Genomic DNA, 17563 nt, shown 5'->3' on the forward strand with positions numbered 1-17563 from the left:
GGGGAGGCGATGTGGTCACTGTCGGCGCAGTCATGGGAATCGCCCTGGTGGCGCTCGGTCTGGTGCTCACGCCCGGGCCGAACATGGTCTACCTGGTGTCGCGGTCGGTGACCCAGGGGCGGCGGGCCGGGCTGGTGTCGCTGCTCGGCGTGGCGGTCGGCTTCCTGGTCTACCTGGCCGCCGCGGTGGCCGGTATCGCCACCGTGTTCGTGCTGGTCCCGCCGCTGTACACGGCGGTGAAGCTGGCCGGCGCGGCGTACCTGCTGTGGCTGGCCTGGCGGACGCTGCGCCCCGGTGGCACGTCGGCGTTCACCCCGACGCCGCTGCCGCCGGACCGGCCCCGGCGCCTGTTCACCATGGGCCTGGTCACCAACCTGCTCAACCCGAAGATCGCCATCCTGTACGTGTCGTTGCTGCCGCAGTTCGTCGACCCGGCGCGCGGGCACGTGGCGGTGCAGAGCCTGCTGCTCGGCCTGACCCAGATCGTGGTGGCGTTGACCGTGAACGCGCTCATCGTGCTCAGCGCCGGCTCGGTGTCGGCGTTCCTGACCCGCCGGCCGGGCTGGGCGCGCCTGCAGCGGTACGTGATGGGCACGGTGCTGGCGGCGCTCGCGGTGCGGATCGCCGCCGACCGCTCCCGCGCCGCCGTCGCCACCCCCTGACCGGGGTACGCGCATCAGCGCGCTGCCTCGCGCACCACTGCCACTCCACCCGGTTCGAGCGTCAGGGAACCGTCGGCCGTCGCGCCGGTCAGCAGGTCGAGCCCGGCGACCGGCACCCGCTGCGGCTGGTCGGTGTGGTTGAGCAGGTAGAGCAGGTCTCCGTCGCCGTCGTGGCGGCGTACCGCCTCCACGCCCGAGGGTGCGCCGGGACAGGTCGGGGTCACACCGGCGAGCCGGGCCGCGTCGGTGAGCAGCCGCCGGTAGGTGTCGTCGTCGGGGCGGGTGGAGACGTACCAGGCGTACGCGTCGCCGACCCTGTTCCGGGTGACAGCGGGCCGGCCGTCCAGCACTCCCCCGGCGTACGCGCTGATCGTCTCGGCGCCGGTCGGGTGCACCGTCTCCGACCAGATCCGGCCGGTCCCGCCACCGGTCAGCGGCACGTGTTCGTCGTCGGCGAGGGGGTGGAACTCCTCCACCCGCACGCCGAGCAGGTCCCGGTACGCGCCCGGGTAGCCGCCCAGGCGCACCCGGGCGTGCTCGTCGGCCACACCGCTGAGCCAGGTCACCAGCAGGTGCCCGCCGCCGTGGACGTGCCGGCGTACCCAGTCGACTGTGGCGTCCGAGGCGAGGTAGACGGCGGGGAGCACGAGCAGCACGGCGCTGTCGAGCGGGGTGCCGGGCGGCACCACGTCGGCGGTGACGCCCGCCTGCCACAGGGCTCGGTGCGCGGCGGCCACCTCGCCGGGGTGGTCGAGCCCGTCGCGGGGCATCCCCGGGTGCCGCAGCGCCCAGCCGCTCGCCGCGTCGTACGCGATGGCCACGGCCGCCTGGACGCGGCCCGGCGCGGTCCCGGCGAGCCGGCCCAGCGCGGCGCCCAGGTCGGTGGCCTCGCGGAACACGCGGGTGTCCGCCCCGGCGTGCGACACCACTGCCGAGTGGAAGCGTTCTGCGCCGCCGGCCGGGGCGCGCCACTGGAAGAACATCACCCCGGCGGAGCCGCGTGCGACGTGGGCGAGGCTGTGCCGGGTCATCCGGCCGGGTTCCTTGGTGTGCATCCGCCCGGCGGTGTGGATCTGGTTGGGCGCACTCTCCATCAGCAGCCACGGCGCCGGCCGCCCGGCGCCGTGGTGGGCCCAGCCGCGAGCGATATCGGCGGCGAGCGCGGTCTGTTGCTCGGCGCCCGCGTCGGTCGCGGACGGGTAGTGGTCGATCGCGACCAGGTCGACCTCGTGCGCCCAGCGGGCGTGGTCGACCGGCACCCAGTCGCCGAGGACGTAGTTGGTGGTGACCGGCACGGCCGGGTTCGCCGCGCGCAGCAGGTCCCGCTGCTCGGTGTACGCGGACAGCAGCGTGTCGGACCAGAAGCGGCGGAAGTCGAGCAGCTGGCCGGGGTTGGCGAGGTACTGGGTGGCGCGCGGCGTGCCGACCTGCGCCCAGTCGGAGTAGTGCTGGCTCCAGAAGCTGGTGACCCAGGCGTCGTTGAGGGCGTCGAGGTCGCCGTACCGGGTGGCCAGCCAGCGGCGGAACGCCTCCCCGGCGTGCGGGCAGTGGCAGGTGGTGCCGTACTCGTTGTGCACGTGCCAGAGCGCCAGCGCCGGGTGGTGCGCGTACCGGGCGGCCAGCACCCCGGCGATGCTGCGGGCGGCGTCCCGGTACGCGGGCGCGGCGGCGCAGTAGGTGTCGCGGCTGCCGTGGATCAGGCGTACGCCGTCGGCGGTGACCGGCAGCGCGTCCGGGTGGCGCAGCGAGAACCAGGGCGGCGGCGACGCGGTGGGGGTGGCCAGGGCGGCCCGGATGCCGGCCGAGTGCAGCAGGTCCAGCACGTCGTCGAGCCAGTCGAGTGTGTACCGGCCGGGTTCGGGTTCCAGCCGGGACCAGGCGAACACGCCGACGGTGACTAGGTCGACCCCGGCGGCGCGCATCAGGGCGACGTCCTCGCGCCACACGTCGGGCGGCCACTGCTCCGGGTTCCAGTCGCCGCCGTAGCTGAGCCGGCCGTCGCTCCACAGCGCTTTAGTTGTCATCCCGGCCAAAATAGGAACAGGTGAGAAGGAAAGTCAATGCCGTCGATCATTGACAGTTAGTTGGGCTTCCAAAGAAACTGGCGGGACCGCCCGTGGACGCCGCGAGGAGACGCCCATGCCGTACCGCCCGCCGCTGGTCCCGTACGAGACGTTCGTGGCCGACCCGCCCGACCTGCCGGTCCGCGCCCCCGGCGAGGAGGGCGCCGACGACGTGCTGCGGGCCGAGGTCGCCGCGACCGACGCGCACGGGGTCACGCTCACCGCGACCTGCGCGTCCGGCCGCACGCTCGTCGCGCGCGTCGAGGCCGCCGGGGACGGGATCGTCCGGGTACGCCTCGCCGACGACCTCTCGGTCCGCAGCCGGTCCGCCGCCGCACTGACACTGGTCCACCCGCAGCCGTACCCCGCCGCCGTGACAGTCGCCGACGGACACGTCCGGGTCGGCGCCGGTGGCGTGGTGGCCGAGCTGCGTCTGGACCCGTGGGGGCTGCGGTTCCGCACTCCCGACGGGCGGCTGCTGCTGGCCTCCGACGGCGGCACCCGGGACATCAGCGGCCGCCGCCGTACCCTGCCGCTCGGCCGCTCCACGTTCGACGGCGAGCCGGTCGCCTGGCACGAGAGCTTCGTCGCGCCCGGCGACGAACGGTTCGCCGGCTTCGGCGAGAAGTTCACCCCGCTGGACAAGCGCGGCCAGCGCCCGCTGATGTGGAACTTCGACGCCTTCGGCGGCGAGTCCGACCGCTCGCACAAGAACGTGCCGTTCTACCTGTCCGACAGGGGTTACGGCGTTCTGGTCGACAGCGGGCTGCCGGTGCAGTTCGACGTGTGCGCGAGCACCCACAGCAGCGTGCAGATCCTCGTCCCGGACGACCTGCTCGACTACTACGTGCTGGCCGGGCCGACCCCGGCACAGGTGCTCGACCGGCTCGACGCACTGACCGGACGACCGTACCTGCCGCCGAGGTGGGCGTTCGGCGCGTGGATCTCGTCCGGTTTCTTCCCGGACAACCAGCAGCGCGTGCTGGAACGGGCCCGGCGCATCCGCGAGCGGGACATCCCCTGCGACGTGCTGCACCTGGACTGCTACTGGCAGGTCGCCGGGCACTGGTCGGACCTGCGCTGGGACGCCGAGGCCTTCCCCGACCCGGACGGGATGCTCAAGGACCTCACCGAGCAGGGCTTCCGGGTGTGCCTGTGGATGAACCCGTACCTGATGACCGGCAGCCCGCTCTACGCCGAGGCCGAGGCGGCCGGTTACTTCCTGCGCCGCCCGGACGGGAGCACGTACGTCGCCGACACCTGGCACGGCAGCTACCCGGAATGCGCCATCGTGGATCTCACGAATCCGGCCGGGGTGCGCTGGTTCCAGGGCCTGCTGCGGCCGCTGCTGGCGCAGGGCGTCGCCGTGTTCAAGACCGACTTCGCCGAGGGGGTGCCCGCCGACGCGGTGGCGCACAACGGCATGACCGGCGTCGAACTGCACAACGTGTACGCGCTGCTGTTCAACGACGCGGTAGCCGACGTCACCGAGGAGGTGGCCGGGCACCGCACCGTGTGGGCGCGCTCGTCGTACCTGGGCGGGCAGCGGCACAGCGCGCAGTGGAGCGGCGACGTCAACGCCACCTGGCCGGGCATGGCCAGCACACTGCGCGGCGGCCTGTCCCACGGGCTGTCCGGGGTGCCGTTCTGGAGCCACGACACCGGCGGTTTCCACGGCACGCCCGAGCCGGACCTGTACGTGCGCTGGACCCAGTTCGGCGCGCTCTCCCCGCTGGTGCGCCTGCACGGCACCACCAGCCGGCTGCCGTGGGAGTTCCCGCCCGAGGCGGAACGGCACGCGGTGGACGCGCTGCGGCTGCGCTACCGGCTGCTGCCGTACCTCTGGTCGGCGGCGGTGGCGAGCGCCCGAACCGGCGGCCCGATGCTGCGGGCGCTGCTCGTCGACACCCCGGACGACCCGGCCGCCTGGACCGCCGACCTCCAGTACCGCCTCGGCCCCGATCTGCTGGTGGCGCCGGTGCTCGACCCGTCCGGCGAACGCGCCGTCTACCTGCCGGCAGGCGACGACTGGCTCGACGCGTACACCGGGCGGCGGCACCCCGGCGGCCGGCACCTGCGGGTGCGCGTGCCGCTGCACCGGCTGCCGCTGTACGTGCGGCACGGCGCGCTGATCCCCACCGTGGCGCCCGCGGCGACGGTCGGGACCGGCCCGTTCCGGGACGTCACGCTCGTGGCCTGGGGCGGCGCGGACGGCGTGAGCGTGGTGCAGGACCCCGACGGCGACACCACTGTCACAGCGGTGCGCGACGGCGACACGCTGCGCGTACGCGTGGACGGGCCGCTGGACGTCCGGCGGGTCGGCGTGGTCGGGGATGATCCGCCGCGCCGGGTGGTGCTCGACGGCGAGCCGATGCCGGTGGCGTCGTTCGCGCCGTGGTTCGGCGGCGGAGAGCGGCCGGCCGGAATCTCGCCCATTTAGTTTAAGCTGTAGCCGAACTCGGGGCCGGGCGCAGGAGGCGGGCAGTACGTGATCAGCATCGACCGGCCGACGGCCGACCTCGGCGACGTGCGGGTGACCAACCGGGCCGCGGTGCTCCGGCACGTCCGCCGCCACGCCCCCTGCTCCCGGGCCGACGTCGCCGCCCACACCGGGCTGAACAAGGCCACCGTCTCCAGCCTGGTCGCCGAGCTGATCGAGCACGGTCTGCTGCGGGAGACCGGGCTGACCGAGAACCGGGTGGGCCGCCCGGCCACCATGCTCGTCCTCGACGGCTCCCGCTACGTCGGGCTCGGCCTGCGCGTCGGCGCTGACGAACTGGTCGCGGTCGCCGCCGGACTGGGCGGCGACCCGGTGCTGACCTGGCGGCGCGCGTTCCCCGCCGCCACCGCCGGTCCCGAGGAGACGGTGAAGGCGCTCGCCGCGCTGACCCGGCGTGCCGTCACCCGGATCGGCGCCGACCGCACCGTGCTCGGCCTCACCGTGGCCGTGCCCGGGCTGGTCGGCCCCGACGGCGACGTGCCCGCCGCACCCGCGCTGGGCTGGCGCGGCGTGCCGCTGGCCGCGTCGGTGCGCCGCGCGCTAGGCGACAGGGGTTTCCCCGTCGCCGTCGACACCGAGGCCAACCTCGCCGTGCTGGCCGAGCGACGGCACGGCCCGTACGCCGCCACGACCGACCTGGTGCACCTCACCGGCGGTCCGGCGATCGGCGCGGGCCTGATCAGCGGCGGCCGGCTGCTGCGCGGCGGCCGGGGCTTCGCCGGGGACGTCGGGCACCTGCCCCTGGCCGCGGACGGACCGGCCTGCGACTGCGGGCGGCGCGGCTGCCTCACCGCGCTGCTCGGCGTGGACGCGGTGATCCGCCGCCTGCTGCCAGACGCCGGACCGGTCACCGACCATCTGCCGGAGGTCGAACGCATCCAGGCGCTGGCCCGCGCCGGGGACGAGCCGGTACGCACCGGGCTCACCGAGATCGGCCGGCTGCTCGGGCAGGCGGTGTCGGTGCTGGCCGGGCTGCTCGACCCGGAGGTGGTGGTGGTCGGCGGTCACCTGGCGGCGCTCGCGCCGTGGCTGCTGCCGGCCGCCCACGCCGAACTCGCCGCCCGCACACCGGTCCCGCCCGGCGTGCGTCTGGAGGCCAGCACGCTCGGGTCCGCGGCCGGGGCGCTGGGCGGAGCCACCGCCGCACTGGCCACAGTGGAGGCCGGGCGCCTGCCCGCCGGATGACCCCTTGACCGCACCGGCCGGAAGTGCCAACCTCGGTAGCGCCGCGTTCCGGGACCGGGCAACCTGCGAAGCGGCGTGTTCTTCGGCGGTTGTCGAAGCGCTTCACCACCGCTCCGGGCCGACACCGCCGCACCCCCACCACCCCTTTCGCGTACGCGACGCCGCATCACCGGCCCGTCCGTCGAAGCGCTTCGACGGACGAGCGGCAGCACGTACGCCGACCGGAGGCGCCCACCATGACCGACCCCGTCCCCCACCGTCTCGACGACCTGCTGGCCCGGCTCACGCTGCCGGAGAAGCTCGGCCTGCTGCACCAGTGGCAGGCGCCGGTGCCCCGGCTCGGCCTGCGCGCGTTCCGCACCGGCACCGAGGCGCTGCACGGCGTCGCCTGGCTCGGCACGGCCACCGTCTTCCCGCAGGCGATCGGCCTGGCCGCGAGCTGGAACCCGGACCTGATCCGGGCGGTCGGGGCCGCCGTCGGCGACGAGGTACGGGTCAAGCACCGGGCCGACCCGGACCGCGTCGGCCTCAACGTGTGGGCGCCGGTGGTCAACCCGCTGCGCGACCCCCGGTGGGGACGCAACGAGGAGGGCTGGTCCGAGGACCCGTGGCTGACCGGCCGGCTTGCCACCGCGTACGCGCTCGGGTTGCGCGGCGACCACCCCATCCGGCTGCGGACCGCGCCGACGCTCAAGCACTTCCTCGGCTACAACAACGAGACCGACCGGGCCACCACCTCCAGCGACCTGCCGCCCCGGGTGCTGCACGAGTACGAGCTGCCGGCCTTCCGCGCCCCGCTGGCGGCCGGCGCGGCGGTGGCGGTGATGGCGTCGTACAACCTGGTCGACGGCGTGCCGGCGCACCTGAGCCCGCTCATCGAGGGCGAGCTGCGCGGCTACGCCGACGACGAGATCATGGTGGTCGGCGACGCCGGCGCGGTCGGCAACATCGCCGGCGTGCAGGAGTACCTGCCCGACCACGTGGCCGGGTTCGCCGCCGCGCTGCGCGCCGGCATCGACAGCTTCACCGAGGACGACGAGGACAGCGCCCCCACAGTGGAGCGGCTCACCGAGGCGCTGGCCCGCGGGCTCGTGGACGTCACCCACGTGGACCGGGCGGTGCGGCGGATCCTGTCCGTCCGGTCGCGGCTGGGCGACCTCGACCCCGATCCCCACGACGACGTGCCGCCGCACACGCTCGACAGCCTGGCCCACCGGGAACTCGCCCGCGAGGCCGCCCGCCAGTCGGTGGTGCTGCTGCGCAACGACGGCCTGCTGCCGCTGCGCCCCGGCACCCGCGTCGCCGTGCTCGGCCCGCTCGCCGACACCGTGCTCACCGACTGGTACAGCGGCACCCCGCCGTACGCCATCAGCGCGTACGCCGGCCTGCTCGGACGCCTGCCCGAGGTGACCACCCATCCCGGCGCGGACCGGATCACGCTGCACATCGGTGACCGGGCGGTACGCGACGACGGCGACGGCCCGCTGGCGCTCGGCGACAGCCCGGCCGAGTTCGACGTGGTCGACTGGGGGCGCGACGTGGTGGCGCTACGTGCCGTCGGCACCGGCCGGTACGTCGGCGCCGACGACACCGGGGCCCTCGTGGCCGACCGCGACGGACCGGGCGGCTGGGTGGTACGCGAGACGTTCCGCCTGCACCACCGGCCCGACGGCACCGCGCTGCTGCACCACCTGGCCACCGGCCGGCACGTCGGCGTCGCACCGGACGGGCGGCTGAGCGTCGCCACCGGCGAGCCGGCCGTGTTCACCGTGACGCTGCTCGTGGACGGGGCCGCCGAGGCCGCCGCGCTGGCGGCCGCCGCCGACGTGGCGGTGGTGGTGCTCGGCAACCACCCGATGGTCAACGGCCGGGAGACCGAGGACCGGGCCGACCTGGCGCTGCCGTCCGGCCAGGCGGAGCTGCTGCGGGCCGTGCACGCCGCGAACCCGCGTACCGTGCTGGCGCTGACCAGCAGCTACCCGTACGCGGCCGGCTGGGCGCAGGAGCACCTGCCGGCGGTGCTGTGGAGCGCCCACGGCGGACAGGAACACGGCAACGGGCTGGCCGACGTGCTGCTCGGCGCCGCCGACCCGGGCGGGCGGCTCACCCAGACCTGGTACGCCGACGCCGCCGAACTGCCCGACCTGCTCGACTACGACGTCATCGGCGCCGACGCCACCTACCTCTACCACCGGGGCGAGCCGCTGTACCCGTTCGGGCACGGGCTCAGCTACGCCGAGTTCGACTACGCTGACCTCCGGTTGAGCACCGCCACGGCGCGCGCCGGCGAGGAGGTCGAGGTGAGCGTCGAGGTCACCAACACGGGCCGCCGCCCGGGCACCGAGGTCGTGCAGCTCTACGCCCGGCAGCGGCGCTCCCGGGTCAAGCAGCCACTGCGGCAGTTGCGCGACTTCGCCCGCGTCACGCTCGACCCGGGCTGCGCCGCCCGGGTGACGATGCGGCTGCGTACCGCCGACCTGGCCTGGTGGGACGAGACCCGCGCCGCGATGGTGGTGGAGGCCGCCGCCCACTCGGTGCTCGTCGGCCGGTCCGCGCGGGACATCCGGCTCTCCGGCACGCTCACCGTCACCGGCGGCGACGCGACGGCCGAACCGGCGGGCACCGGCGTCGGGGCGGCCCGGTGACCGGCCGGACCCCCGGCGAGCAGGTCACCATCGCCGACGTGGCCCGGCACGCCGGGGTGGCGGCCAGCACCGTGTCGTACGTGCTCAGCGGCAAACGCACCATCTCGGCCACCACCCGCAGCCGGGTGCTCGCCAGCGTCCGCGCGCTCGGCTATCACCCGCACGCCGGGGCCCGCGCGCTCGCCAGTCGCAGGGCCAACGTGATCGCGCTGGTGCTGCCGCTGCGTACCGGCATGCAGGTGCCCGTGGTGATGCGCTTCGCCACCGCGGTGGTCACCACGGCCCGCCGCCACGACCACGACGTGCTGCTGGTCACCGCCGACGAGGGACCGGCCGGGCTGCACCGCATCGCCGGCAGCGCGCTCGTCGACGGCGTGCTGCTGATGGACGTGGAGCTGGAGGACTCCCGGGTACCGCTGCTGCGCGAACTGGCGCTACCCGGCGTCCTGATCGGGCACCCCGCCGACAGCACCGGACTGGCCTGCGTGGACCTCGACTTCCGGCGTGCCGGTGAGCTGTGCGTGGAACACCTGGCCGCCGCCGGGCATCGGCGCGTCGCGCTGCTCGGCGCGCCCGCCGCGGTCTACGACCGGGGCACCGGGTTCGCCCACCGCACCCGCGCCGGGGTGCGCGCCGCGGCCGAGCGGCTCGGCGTCGACGCGGTGACCCGGCCCTGCGAGGAGGGACCGGCGGCGGTACGCCACGACCTGGAGGCGCTGCTCGCCGACCACCCGGACGTCACCGGGCTGGTGGTGCAGAACGAGTCGGCGGTCGGCCCGGTGCTCGCCACGCTGCCGCTGCTGGGCCGCCGGGTGCCCCGTGACGTGTCGGTCGTCGCGATCTGCCCGGACGAGCTGGCCGAACAGTCAGGGCTCACCTGCGTACCGGTGCCCGCCGAGGAGGTCGGCCGGCAGGCGGTGGCGTTGCTGATGCGGCGGTTGAGCGGTGAGCCGGTGCCGGAGGTGACGTTGCTGGAACCGCACCTCACCGTGCGGGACACCAGCGCCGTCCGGTGACGGCGCACGGCATCCACGACACCGCGCCGGCCGACGACTGGACCGATGCGTTCCTCACCGGCAACGGCGAGCTGGGGCTGATGGTCCCCGGGCGGCCGTACGCGGAGCGGATCGTGGTGAACCACCACCGGCTCGTCCTGCCCAACGGCACCCGGGACGCCCGCGCGCCCGAGCTGGCCGGCCGGATGCCGCACATCCGCGCGCTGGTGCTCGCCGGGCGGCGGGCCGAGGCCGCCCGGCTGCTCACCGGCGGCCGGGAGCTGGAGTGGACCCAGTCGTTCCACCCCGGGTACGCGCTCACCGTCGACGCGCCGCCCGGACCGGCGCGCGGCTACCGGCGCGACACCGACTTCACCACCGGGGAGGTGACTGCCGAGTGGTCGGGCGGGCGTCGGCGCTGCTTCGCCTCCCGCGCCGACGGTGTCGCGGTGCTCCACCTCGACCAGGGCGACTGCGTGGCGGGGGCGACGGGTGAGCTGCCCGGCAGGCCGGCCGACGTGGTGTACGAGCGCGCCGCGTACCGCCGTGACGGGCTGGTGTTCCTGCGGATACGCGCCCGTTACCCGGACGCCGGCGGCGCGTACGGATTCGAGGGGCTGACGCTGCTGCGCGGCGACGTGACCGTCGACGGCGACCGGGTGCGGGTACGCGGACCGGCACTGCTCACCACGCTCGTCGACCGGCCCGGCGCGCCGCCCTGGCGTACCCGGGCGTCGGAGCAGCGGCTCGCCGCGCTCGCCGGGGACTACGAGGAGCTGCTGGCCCGGCACGTACCTCACCATCGCGGCCCGTACACCCGGGCCGGCCTGGACCTCGGCGTGCCCGCCGCCGACCGGGCGCTGCCCGTGGACGAGCTGCTGGCCCGGCAGGCCGCCACGCCGGACCGGCTGGACCCGGCGCTGCTGGAACGGTTGTTCCACTCCGGCCGGTACCTGCTGTTCAGCGCCAGCGGGGTGCTGCCGCCCCGGCTGACCGGGCTGTGGCTGGGCTCCTGGGACGCCGCGTGGGCCGGTGACTTCACCACCGACGCGAACCTGAACCTGCAACTGGCGGGCGCGAACGTCGGCGCGCTGCCGGAGGTGACAGCGGCGCACGCCCGGCTGGTCGCCGCGCAGGTGGAGCACTGGCGCGCCAACGCCCGCGCGGTGTACGGGGCACGCGGTCTGCTCGCGCCCAGCCGCACCGACGGCGAGCACGGTCACCTGTTCCACGTCCATCCGGAGTGGCCGTTCACCGCGTGGCTGGCCGGCGCGGACTGGCTGCTGCATCCGCTGCACGAGCATCACGTGGTCACCGGTGAGCCGCTGGGTGCGGTGGCCGGCTGGCTGGCCGAGGTGGCGGACTTCTTCGCCGACGTGCTGGCCACTGTGGACGGGGCGCCGGCGCTGGTGCCGTCGTACTCGCCGGAGACCGGCCCGTACGACGGCACCGGCCGGGTCGCGCCGGTCGCTGTGAACGCCACGATGGACGTCGCGGCGGCCCGGCACGCGCTGCGGCTGGCCGCCGAGGTGACCGGCGACGACAGGTGGGCCGGGGTACGGCCGCCCGGCTACCTGGTGGACGGGCGCGGCGCGCTGGCCGAGTGGGCGTGGCCCGGCAGCACCGGCGACGAGGACCACAGGCACGTCAGCCACCTCTATCCGGTGTGGCCGCTGGACGAGATCAACCCGGACGACACCCCGGAGCTGGCCGCCGCCGCGCACCGGGCCCTGACGTCGCGCGGTGACGAGGACCGCTCCGCGCACGGCAGCCTGCACCGGGCGCTGGCGGCGGCCCGGCTGCGCGACGGCGAGCTGGTCGCGGCGAACCTGCGCAAGATCCTCGGCGCGGACATGTTCTTCCGGTCGCTGATGAGCGCGCACAACCCGGGCCGGACCACGTACAACGCCGACGCCGCGCACACTCTGCCGGCGGTGCTGATCGAGTCGCTGGTCCAGTCGCGCCCGGGGACGCTGCGGCTGCTGCCCGCGCCGCCGCCCGGCCTGCCCGCCGGCACGCTGCGCGGCATCACCTGCCGGGGCCGGGTCACCGTCGAGGAGCTGACCTGGACGCCGGACCGCGTGCGGGCGCGCCTGGTGTCGCCGGTTCCGCAGCGCGTGACCGTGTACGGCCCGAGCGGCCGTCACGCGGTCGATCTGGTTCCGGACCGGGCTTACGAGGTGGTGTTCGGCTAGATGTTGTCGGGCTGGTGCAGCGCCGGGTGGCTCTCCCCCGGAGCGGCGTACCAGGGCGGGGCGCCGTCGGTCAGCGCGGTGCCGATCCGCAGCCGCGCCCAGTCGTCCAGGTCCGGCAGCGCGTCCGGCGCGAACCAGGCCACCGCGAGCGACTCGTCGCCGTCGGCCGTCGGCGCTCCACCGATCGCCCGGCAGCGGAACCAGACATTCAGGTATTCGCAGGCGTCGCCGTTGGGGTAGACCACCGGATGGGTGGCGACACCTGCCAGCCGGTCGATCGTCACCGCCACGCCCGTCTCCTCGTGGACCTCCCGCACCAGCGCGTCGGCGGGCTGCTCACCCGGGTCCACAGTGCCCGCCGGAACGGACCAGCGGCCGTTGTCGCAGCGGCGGGCCAGCAGCACCCGCCCCGCGTCGTCGGTGACCACGCCGCTGACGCCGTACAGCATCAGCAGGTCGTGGCCGACGTGGCGGCGCAGCCGGGCGATGTAGGGCGAGACGGCCATGGCGAGCAGGCTACCGGCGGGCCTGCCCGTGCCGCCGGACCATGCCCTCGGCCAGCGCCGCACCGTCCAGGTCACCGGCGGCCAGCCGCCCGGCGACGGTACGGCGCACCATCCGGTCGGCGAGCGCCGGTGCGTGCCGGGCCAGCGCCATCTCGATCCGGCCGCGCCGGGTGGTGGCCACGTCCCGTGGCGCGCGCCGGGCGGTGGCGGCGCGCAGGATCGCCGCCACCACCCCCTCGACGGGTTCCGGGCGGGACACCCCGCTCAGCGACAGCCCGGCCGCCACCGTGCTGTCGTGGATCGGGGAGGCCACCATGCTGGGGTAGACCACACTGACGCCCACGTGGGTGCCGACCTCGTGGCGCAGCGCGTCGGCGTACGCGACGAGCGCCCGCTTGCTCACCCCGTACGCCGCGGCCAGCGGCAGCGGCAGCACGGCCATCCGGCTGGCCACGAAGATCACCCGCCCGCGGGCGGCCTCCAGGGCCGGCATCGCGGCGGCGGTGGTCCGCCAGGCGGCGAGCAGGTTCACCTCGATCTGGCGGCGTACCACCTCGTCGGGCGGCAGCTCGGCGGGCGCGGGGCCGCCCACACCGGCGTTGTTGACGAGCAGGTCGAGCCCGCCGAGCCGGTCGACGGCAGCGGCCACCGCTGGTGGCGTGGCGTCCGGGTCGGTCAGGTCGACGCCGAGCACCGGCGGTGTGGCGTCGGCGTCGGCGTGCAGGTCCAGCCCGACCACGTGGGCGCCGGCGGCGGTGAGGGCCGCGCCCAGGTGCTGCCCGAACGTGCCCCGGGCGCCGGTGACCAGCACCCGCCGCCCGGCCAGCCCGCTGCTCCGGCCCGGGGCGCTCATCGTGCCGCTCCGGCCCGGCGACGGCCGGCGGCCAGCTCGCGGCCCAGTTCGGCCAGGTAGACGTCGAAGTCGACGCGCATGTGCGGGCGGCGCTGCCCCCACCGGGCGGTGGCGGCCCGCAGCTCGTCGCGGCAGGCGGCGGCCTGGCGGGCCGGGTCCGGTGGCGCCCAGGTGCCGGCCAGGCGCGCGGCCACCAGCCGGGCCTGCGCCTCCACCAGGGGGAACGCCGCTCCGGTGGACTGCATGAGCCCGACGAACGCCAGCCCGGGCGCGTCCAGGTGGAACACGTGCCGGTACAGCGGGAGCCGGTCCGCGCCGTCGCCGAGCAGCGCCGGGTCGAGGAACGGCATCTCGACCCGGTAGCCGGTGCACCAGACGACCAGGTCGACCTCGTCGTGGCGGCCGTCGGTGAACTCCACCCGGTCGCCGTCGAAGCGGGCGATGCCGGGCCGGGCGTCGATGTCGCCGTGGGTGAGCCGGGACAGCAGCGCGTCGGACAGCGTCGGGTGGTCCTGGAGGAAACCGTGCGCGGGTGCGGGCAGCCCGTACCGGGTGGGCGGCCCGACCGCGGTGGTGATCATGGTCTGGCTGATCCGCTGCCGCAGCCGCCACGGCAGCCGGCGGGCCAGCGCGCCGTTGAGCGTGTCCGACGGGCGGCCGAGCAGGTACTTGGGCACCACCCACACGCCGCGGCGCAGCGACAGCAGCGTGCGCGCGGCGGCGTACGAGGCGTCGACGGCGATGTCCATCGCGGAGTTGCCCCCGCCGACCACGAGGACCCGGCGCCCGGCGAGCTGCTCCGGTCCCCGGTAGTCGTGGCTGTGCATCTGCTCGGCCGTGCACTCACCCGGGTACGGCTCGGGCCGCTTCGGCACCCGGTTGTGCCCGTTGGCGACCACCACCGCCTCGACGTCGACCTCGACCGGACCGTCCGGGCCGGTGGCGTGCACCCGCCAGCCGTCGCCGGTGCGGGTGACCCGCTCGACGGTGTGCCGCAGCCGTACCGCCTCGCGCAGCCCGAACCGGTCGGCGTAGTCGCCGAGGTAGCCGGCGACGCGGGTGTGGTCGGGGTAGTCGGGCCAGTCCGCGGGCATCGGGTGGTCGGCGAACTCGGTGCGCCCCTTGCTGGTGTTCAGGTGCAGCGTCCGGTACGCGGGCGAGCCCGGCGCGCCGTACACCCAGAGGCCGCCGAGCGTGTCGGCTGCCTCGAACGCGATCGCCGGGACACCGGCGTCGGCGAGTGCCTTGAGCGTGGCCAGCCCGGCGGCTCCGGCGCCGACGACAGCGACCCTGGGTGTGCCCATTACCCGCCTCCTAAATCCAACGACCGATGGATAATCCCCGGAGCGCGGACCGGCGTCAAGGGCGGGTGTCTCCCGGGCCGCCGACGTACAACGCGTCGAGGAACCGGTGCACGAACGCCCGGAACTCGCGCCGCTCCCGCGCGCCCGAGCCGGTGCCTGCGGCGAGCGCCACCACGTGCCCGTGCACCGCCCAGACCAGGGAGCGCACCGTCACGTGCGGGGTCGGCTCGGTCAGCGCGCCGGCCCCGGCCGCGGCCACCAGCAGTTCCTCGACCAGCCCGTACAGCGGCGCGGCGTAGCGGCGGTCCAGCTCGCCGTGCCGCTGCGGCTCCAGCCAGCGGCGCAGCCACAGCGCTGTCGTCTCGGGCCGGTCCTCCAGGAAGTCGACGAACACGTCCACCAGGTCGTGCAGCGCCCGCAGCGCGTCCTGCGGGCCCGCTGCCAGGGCCGCCCGGGCGCGTTCCGCGGCCGCCTCGATGACCTCCCGCTCGGCGCTGAACACCCGGGCGAAGCAGGCGTCGTAGAGCTGCGCCTTGGTGCCGGTGTGGTGCACGACGGTGGCCGCGTCCACGCCCGCCGCGGCGGCGACGTCGCGGACGCTCACCGCGTCGAAGCCCCGTTCGGCGAACAACGCGGTGGCGGCGGCGAGCACCAGGTCACGGGTCGGGCGTTGGTCGTCGCGGCGGGGCCGGCCCGGCCGGCGGCGAGGCATGGTCATCCGGCCATTGTTCCCCCTACAATCCAGCAACCGTTGGATTGGGGGGCGGCGTGCCCCGAGGACAGGAGACCGCCATGACCGGGCTGGATCAGCGCTCCGACGCGGTCACCCTGCCGCGCGGCCCGCTCGTCGGGTTCGCCACCGGCTCGCTCGGCATGGGCGTCTGGGTCACCGTGCCCGGGCTGCTGCTGCTCTACTTCCTGACCGACGTGCTGGCGGTCGCGCCGTGGCTGGCCGGGCTCACCCTGCTGCTGCCGAAGATCGCCGACGTGGTGCTGCACCCGTGGATCGGGCACCGCTGCGACGTGGAGCAGGCCCGCCGGGGCCACCGCCGCCGTCTGCTGCTGGCCGGGTGCGTGCTGCCGCTGGCGTTCGCCGCGCTGTTCGCGGTGCCCGGCGACCTCACCGGCGCCGCCGCCGCGGGCTGGGTCGCGGTGTTCTTCGTCGCCGGCAACCTGCTGTTCGCCGCGTACCAGGTGCCCTACCTGGCGACCCCGGCGGACCTGCGGATCGGATACCACGAGCGGACCCGGCTGATGGCCTTCCGGATGGTGGTGCTGACGCTCGGCATTCTGGTCTCCGGGCTGCTCGCGCCGCTGCTGGCCGGCGGCGACGACGCGACACGCGCCGGCTACCTGCGGATGGGCGTGGTGCTGGCGGCCGGGATGCTCGCCGCGATGCTCGTCGGCGTCGCGGGGATCGGCCGGTTGCGCCGTACCGCCGCCGACACGGCCCCGCCGCACGGCCCGGGCGGGTGGCGGGCGCTGGCGGCGAGCCTGCGGGACCGGCAGTTCCGCTGGCTGGTCGGCGCCTACCTCGCGATGTCCACCACCACCCACCTGGTGCTCGCCGGTGTGCCCTACTACGCCGAGTACGAGCTGGGCCGCCCCGGCCTCACCACGGTGCTGGTGGCCGCGTTCGTCGCGCCCGCGCTGCTGGTCACCCCGGGCTGGCTGGCGGTGGCGCGGCGGATCGGCAAGCAACGCGCCCTGCTCGCCGCGCAGGCCGCGTTCGCCGCCGGGTCGCTGGTGCTGGCGGTCGGCCGTCCCGCCGGGCTGCCGGTGCTGGTCGCCGCCGTGGCGGTGCTCGGGGTGGCGTTCGCCGGCATGCAACTGCTGCCGTTCTCGATGCTGCCCGACGTGATCCGCGCGGCCGGCGGCACCGAGCGGGCCGGCACGTACACCGGGGTGTGGACCGCCACCGAGGCAACCGGCGCGGCGCTGGGCCCCTACGCGTACGCGCTGTGCCTCGCCGCCGGTGGGTTCGTGGCCTCGACCGCCGGGCAGAGCGTGACCCAGTCCCCGGCCGCGCTCGACGCGCTGCGCTACGGCTTCGGGCTGCTGCCCGCCGCCGTGATGGTGGTCGCGGTGCTGCTGCAACGCCGCTACACCCTCGACGGCGCGGCCCGGGCCGACGCCGCCGGATAGACTTCGCCCCCGATGGACGCCGAGCCCGCCGCCGACACCCGACCCTGCGCCCACTGCGGACGCGACGTGCCGCAACGCGCCGGCGCGGGCCGCCCGTTCCGCTACTGCCGGGACAACGACGGCGCCTGCCAGCGGGCCGCCCGCAACTCGCGGATGCGCCACCGCAACTCCCCCGGCCTGCCCGGGCAGGTGGCGCGCACCTGGGAAGCGGTGGACCGGCTCGACCAGATCGTGGAGACACTCACCGAGGCGCTGCACGCCGAACTGTCACCGGCCGGTGTGGAACGGCAGCTCGCCGAGCTTCGCGCGGAGACGTCCGCGCAGGTCGCGGCGGCGCACGCCGAACGCGACGAGGCCCGCCGCGAGGCCGAGGACGCCTCCGCGGCGGCGGCCCGCGACCGGCAGCAGGCCCGCGCCGCGTACGCCGAACGCGACGCCGCCGCCGAACGCGCCGAGCGGGCGCAGGCCACCGCGTCCGCCGCCGCCGAACGGGCGGCCGCCGCCGAGGAC

General features: G+C 75.6%; 12 protein-coding genes and 1 pseudogene. 8 read left to right on the forward strand and 5 right to left on the reverse strand.

Annotation, left to right across the window (positions count from 1 at the left end; genetic code table 11):
* Positions 1 to 32 precede the first annotated feature (32 nt).
* Positions 33 to 662 (forward strand): LysE family translocator, encoded by a 630-nt coding sequence (locus tag V6U82_RS23535; protein ID WP_435123041.1) that lies wholly within the window; start codon positions 33 to 35, stop codon positions 660 to 662.
* 14 nt (positions 663 to 676) lie between these two features.
* On the opposite strand, the gene V6U82_RS23540 is transcribed toward V6U82_RS23535, so the two are convergent.
* On the reverse strand, positions 677 to 2686 hold the full coding sequence (locus V6U82_RS23540; RefSeq protein ID WP_334464589.1) for a beta-galactosidase: 2010 nt from the start codon (positions 2684 to 2686) through the stop codon (positions 677 to 679).
* Between the two features lie 115 nt (positions 2687 to 2801).
* Here V6U82_RS23540 and V6U82_RS23545 point away from each other — a divergent pair, with 115 nt between their 5' ends.
* The 5 genes from V6U82_RS23545 (at position 2802) to V6U82_RS23565 (ending at position 12245) form a co-directional block, all read left to right on the forward strand.
* Positions 2802 to 5165, forward strand: a complete 2364-nt coding sequence (locus V6U82_RS23545; protein WP_334464592.1) for a TIM-barrel domain-containing protein — start codon at positions 2802 to 2804, stop codon at positions 5163 to 5165.
* A 48-nt stretch (positions 5166 to 5213) separates the two neighbouring features.
* A complete protein-coding gene (locus tag V6U82_RS23550; protein WP_334464595.1) occupies positions 5214 to 6410 on the forward strand; it encodes an ROK family transcriptional regulator in 1197 nt (398 codons plus the stop codon).
* 236 nt (positions 6411 to 6646) lie between these two features.
* Entirely contained in the window at positions 6647 to 9055 is a 2409-nt protein-coding gene (locus V6U82_RS23555) for a glycoside hydrolase family 3 C-terminal domain-containing protein (RefSeq protein WP_334464597.1), read from the forward strand.
* A complete protein-coding gene (locus V6U82_RS23560; protein ID WP_334464600.1) occupies positions 9052 to 10071 on the forward strand; it encodes a LacI family DNA-binding transcriptional regulator in 1020 nt (339 codons plus the stop codon). Before V6U82_RS23555 ends, V6U82_RS23560 begins: the two co-directional genes overlap by 4 nt.
* Positions 10068 to 12245, forward strand: coding sequence for a glycoside hydrolase family 95 protein (locus V6U82_RS23565; protein ID WP_334464602.1), 2178 nt, complete (start codon positions 10068 to 10070; stop codon positions 12243 to 12245). The genes V6U82_RS23560 and V6U82_RS23565 overlap by 4 nt, the downstream gene beginning before the upstream one ends.
* On the opposite strand, the gene V6U82_RS23570 is transcribed toward V6U82_RS23565, so the two are convergent.
* Genes V6U82_RS23570 through V6U82_RS23585 form a run of 4 tightly spaced genes read right to left on the reverse strand, consistent with a single transcriptional unit; the run spans position 12242 to position 15626 of the window.
* Positions 12242 to 12751: an NUDIX hydrolase gene (locus V6U82_RS23570; RefSeq protein ID WP_334464604.1), complete on the reverse strand. Its 510-nt coding sequence runs from the start codon at positions 12749 to 12751 to the stop codon at positions 12242 to 12244. The two genes, V6U82_RS23565 and V6U82_RS23570, sit on opposite strands and share 4 nt — an antisense overlap.
* 10 nt (positions 12752 to 12761) lie before the next feature.
* Entirely contained in the window at positions 12762 to 13604 is an 843-nt protein-coding gene (locus V6U82_RS23575; RefSeq protein WP_334464606.1) for an SDR family NAD(P)-dependent oxidoreductase, read from the reverse strand.
* On the reverse strand, positions 13601 to 14908 hold the full coding sequence (locus tag V6U82_RS23580; protein ID WP_334464608.1) for a flavin-containing monooxygenase: 1308 nt from the start codon (positions 14906 to 14908) through the stop codon (positions 13601 to 13603). The genes V6U82_RS23575 and V6U82_RS23580 overlap by 4 nt, the downstream gene beginning before the upstream one ends.
* A 55-nt stretch (positions 14909 to 14963) precedes the next feature.
* Entirely contained in the window at positions 14964 to 15626 is a 663-nt protein-coding gene (locus V6U82_RS23585; RefSeq protein ID WP_442933459.1) for a TetR/AcrR family transcriptional regulator, read from the reverse strand.
* Positions 15627 to 15700: 74 nt separating this feature from the next.
* On the opposite strand from V6U82_RS23585, the gene V6U82_RS23590 reads away from it, so the two are divergent.
* Positions 15701 to 17053, forward strand: coding sequence for an MFS transporter (locus V6U82_RS23590; RefSeq protein ID WP_334464610.1), 1353 nt, complete (start codon positions 15701 to 15703; stop codon positions 17051 to 17053).
* Positions 17054 to 17065: 12 nt separating this feature from the next.
* Positions 17066 to 17563, forward strand: a pseudogene (locus tag V6U82_RS23595) (hypothetical protein); the annotation flags it as partial.

This window comes from Micromonospora sp. CPCC 205554, assembly GCF_036902745.1.
Taxonomy (GTDB): Bacteria; Actinomycetota; Actinomycetes; order Mycobacteriales; family Micromonosporaceae; genus Micromonospora; species Micromonospora tulbaghiae.

Bases quoted from the DNA above. Each gene is read 5' to 3' on its own strand.
- V6U82_RS23535 (WP_435123041.1), top strand. From the start codon at position 33: ATGGGAATCGCCCTGGTGGCGCTCGGTCTGGTGCTCACGCCCGGGCCG.
- V6U82_RS23540 (WP_334464589.1), bottom strand. From the start codon at position 2,686: ATGACAACTAAAGCGCTGTGGAGCGACGGCCGGCTCAGCTACGGCGGC.
- V6U82_RS23545 (WP_334464592.1), top strand. From the start codon at position 2,802: ATGCCGTACCGCCCGCCGCTGGTCCCGTACGAGACGTTCGTGGCCGAC.
- V6U82_RS23555 (WP_334464597.1), top strand. From the start codon at position 6,647: ATGACCGACCCCGTCCCCCACCGTCTCGACGACCTGCTGGCCCGGCTC.
- V6U82_RS23570 (WP_334464604.1), bottom strand. From the start codon at position 12,751: ATGGCCGTCTCGCCCTACATCGCCCGGCTGCGCCGCCACGTCGGCCAC.
- V6U82_RS23575 (WP_334464606.1), bottom strand. From the start codon at position 13,604: ATGAGCGCCCCGGGCCGGAGCAGCGGGCTGGCCGGGCGGCGGGTGCTG.
- V6U82_RS23580 (WP_334464608.1), bottom strand. From the start codon at position 14,908: ATGGGCACACCCAGGGTCGCTGTCGTCGGCGCCGGAGCCGCCGGGCTG.
- V6U82_RS23585 (WP_442933459.1), bottom strand. From the start codon at position 15,626: ATGACCATGCCTCGCCGCCGGCCGGGCCGGCCCCGCCGCGACGACCAA.
- V6U82_RS23590 (WP_334464610.1), top strand. From the start codon at position 15,701: ATGACCGGGCTGGATCAGCGCTCCGACGCGGTCACCCTGCCGCGCGGC.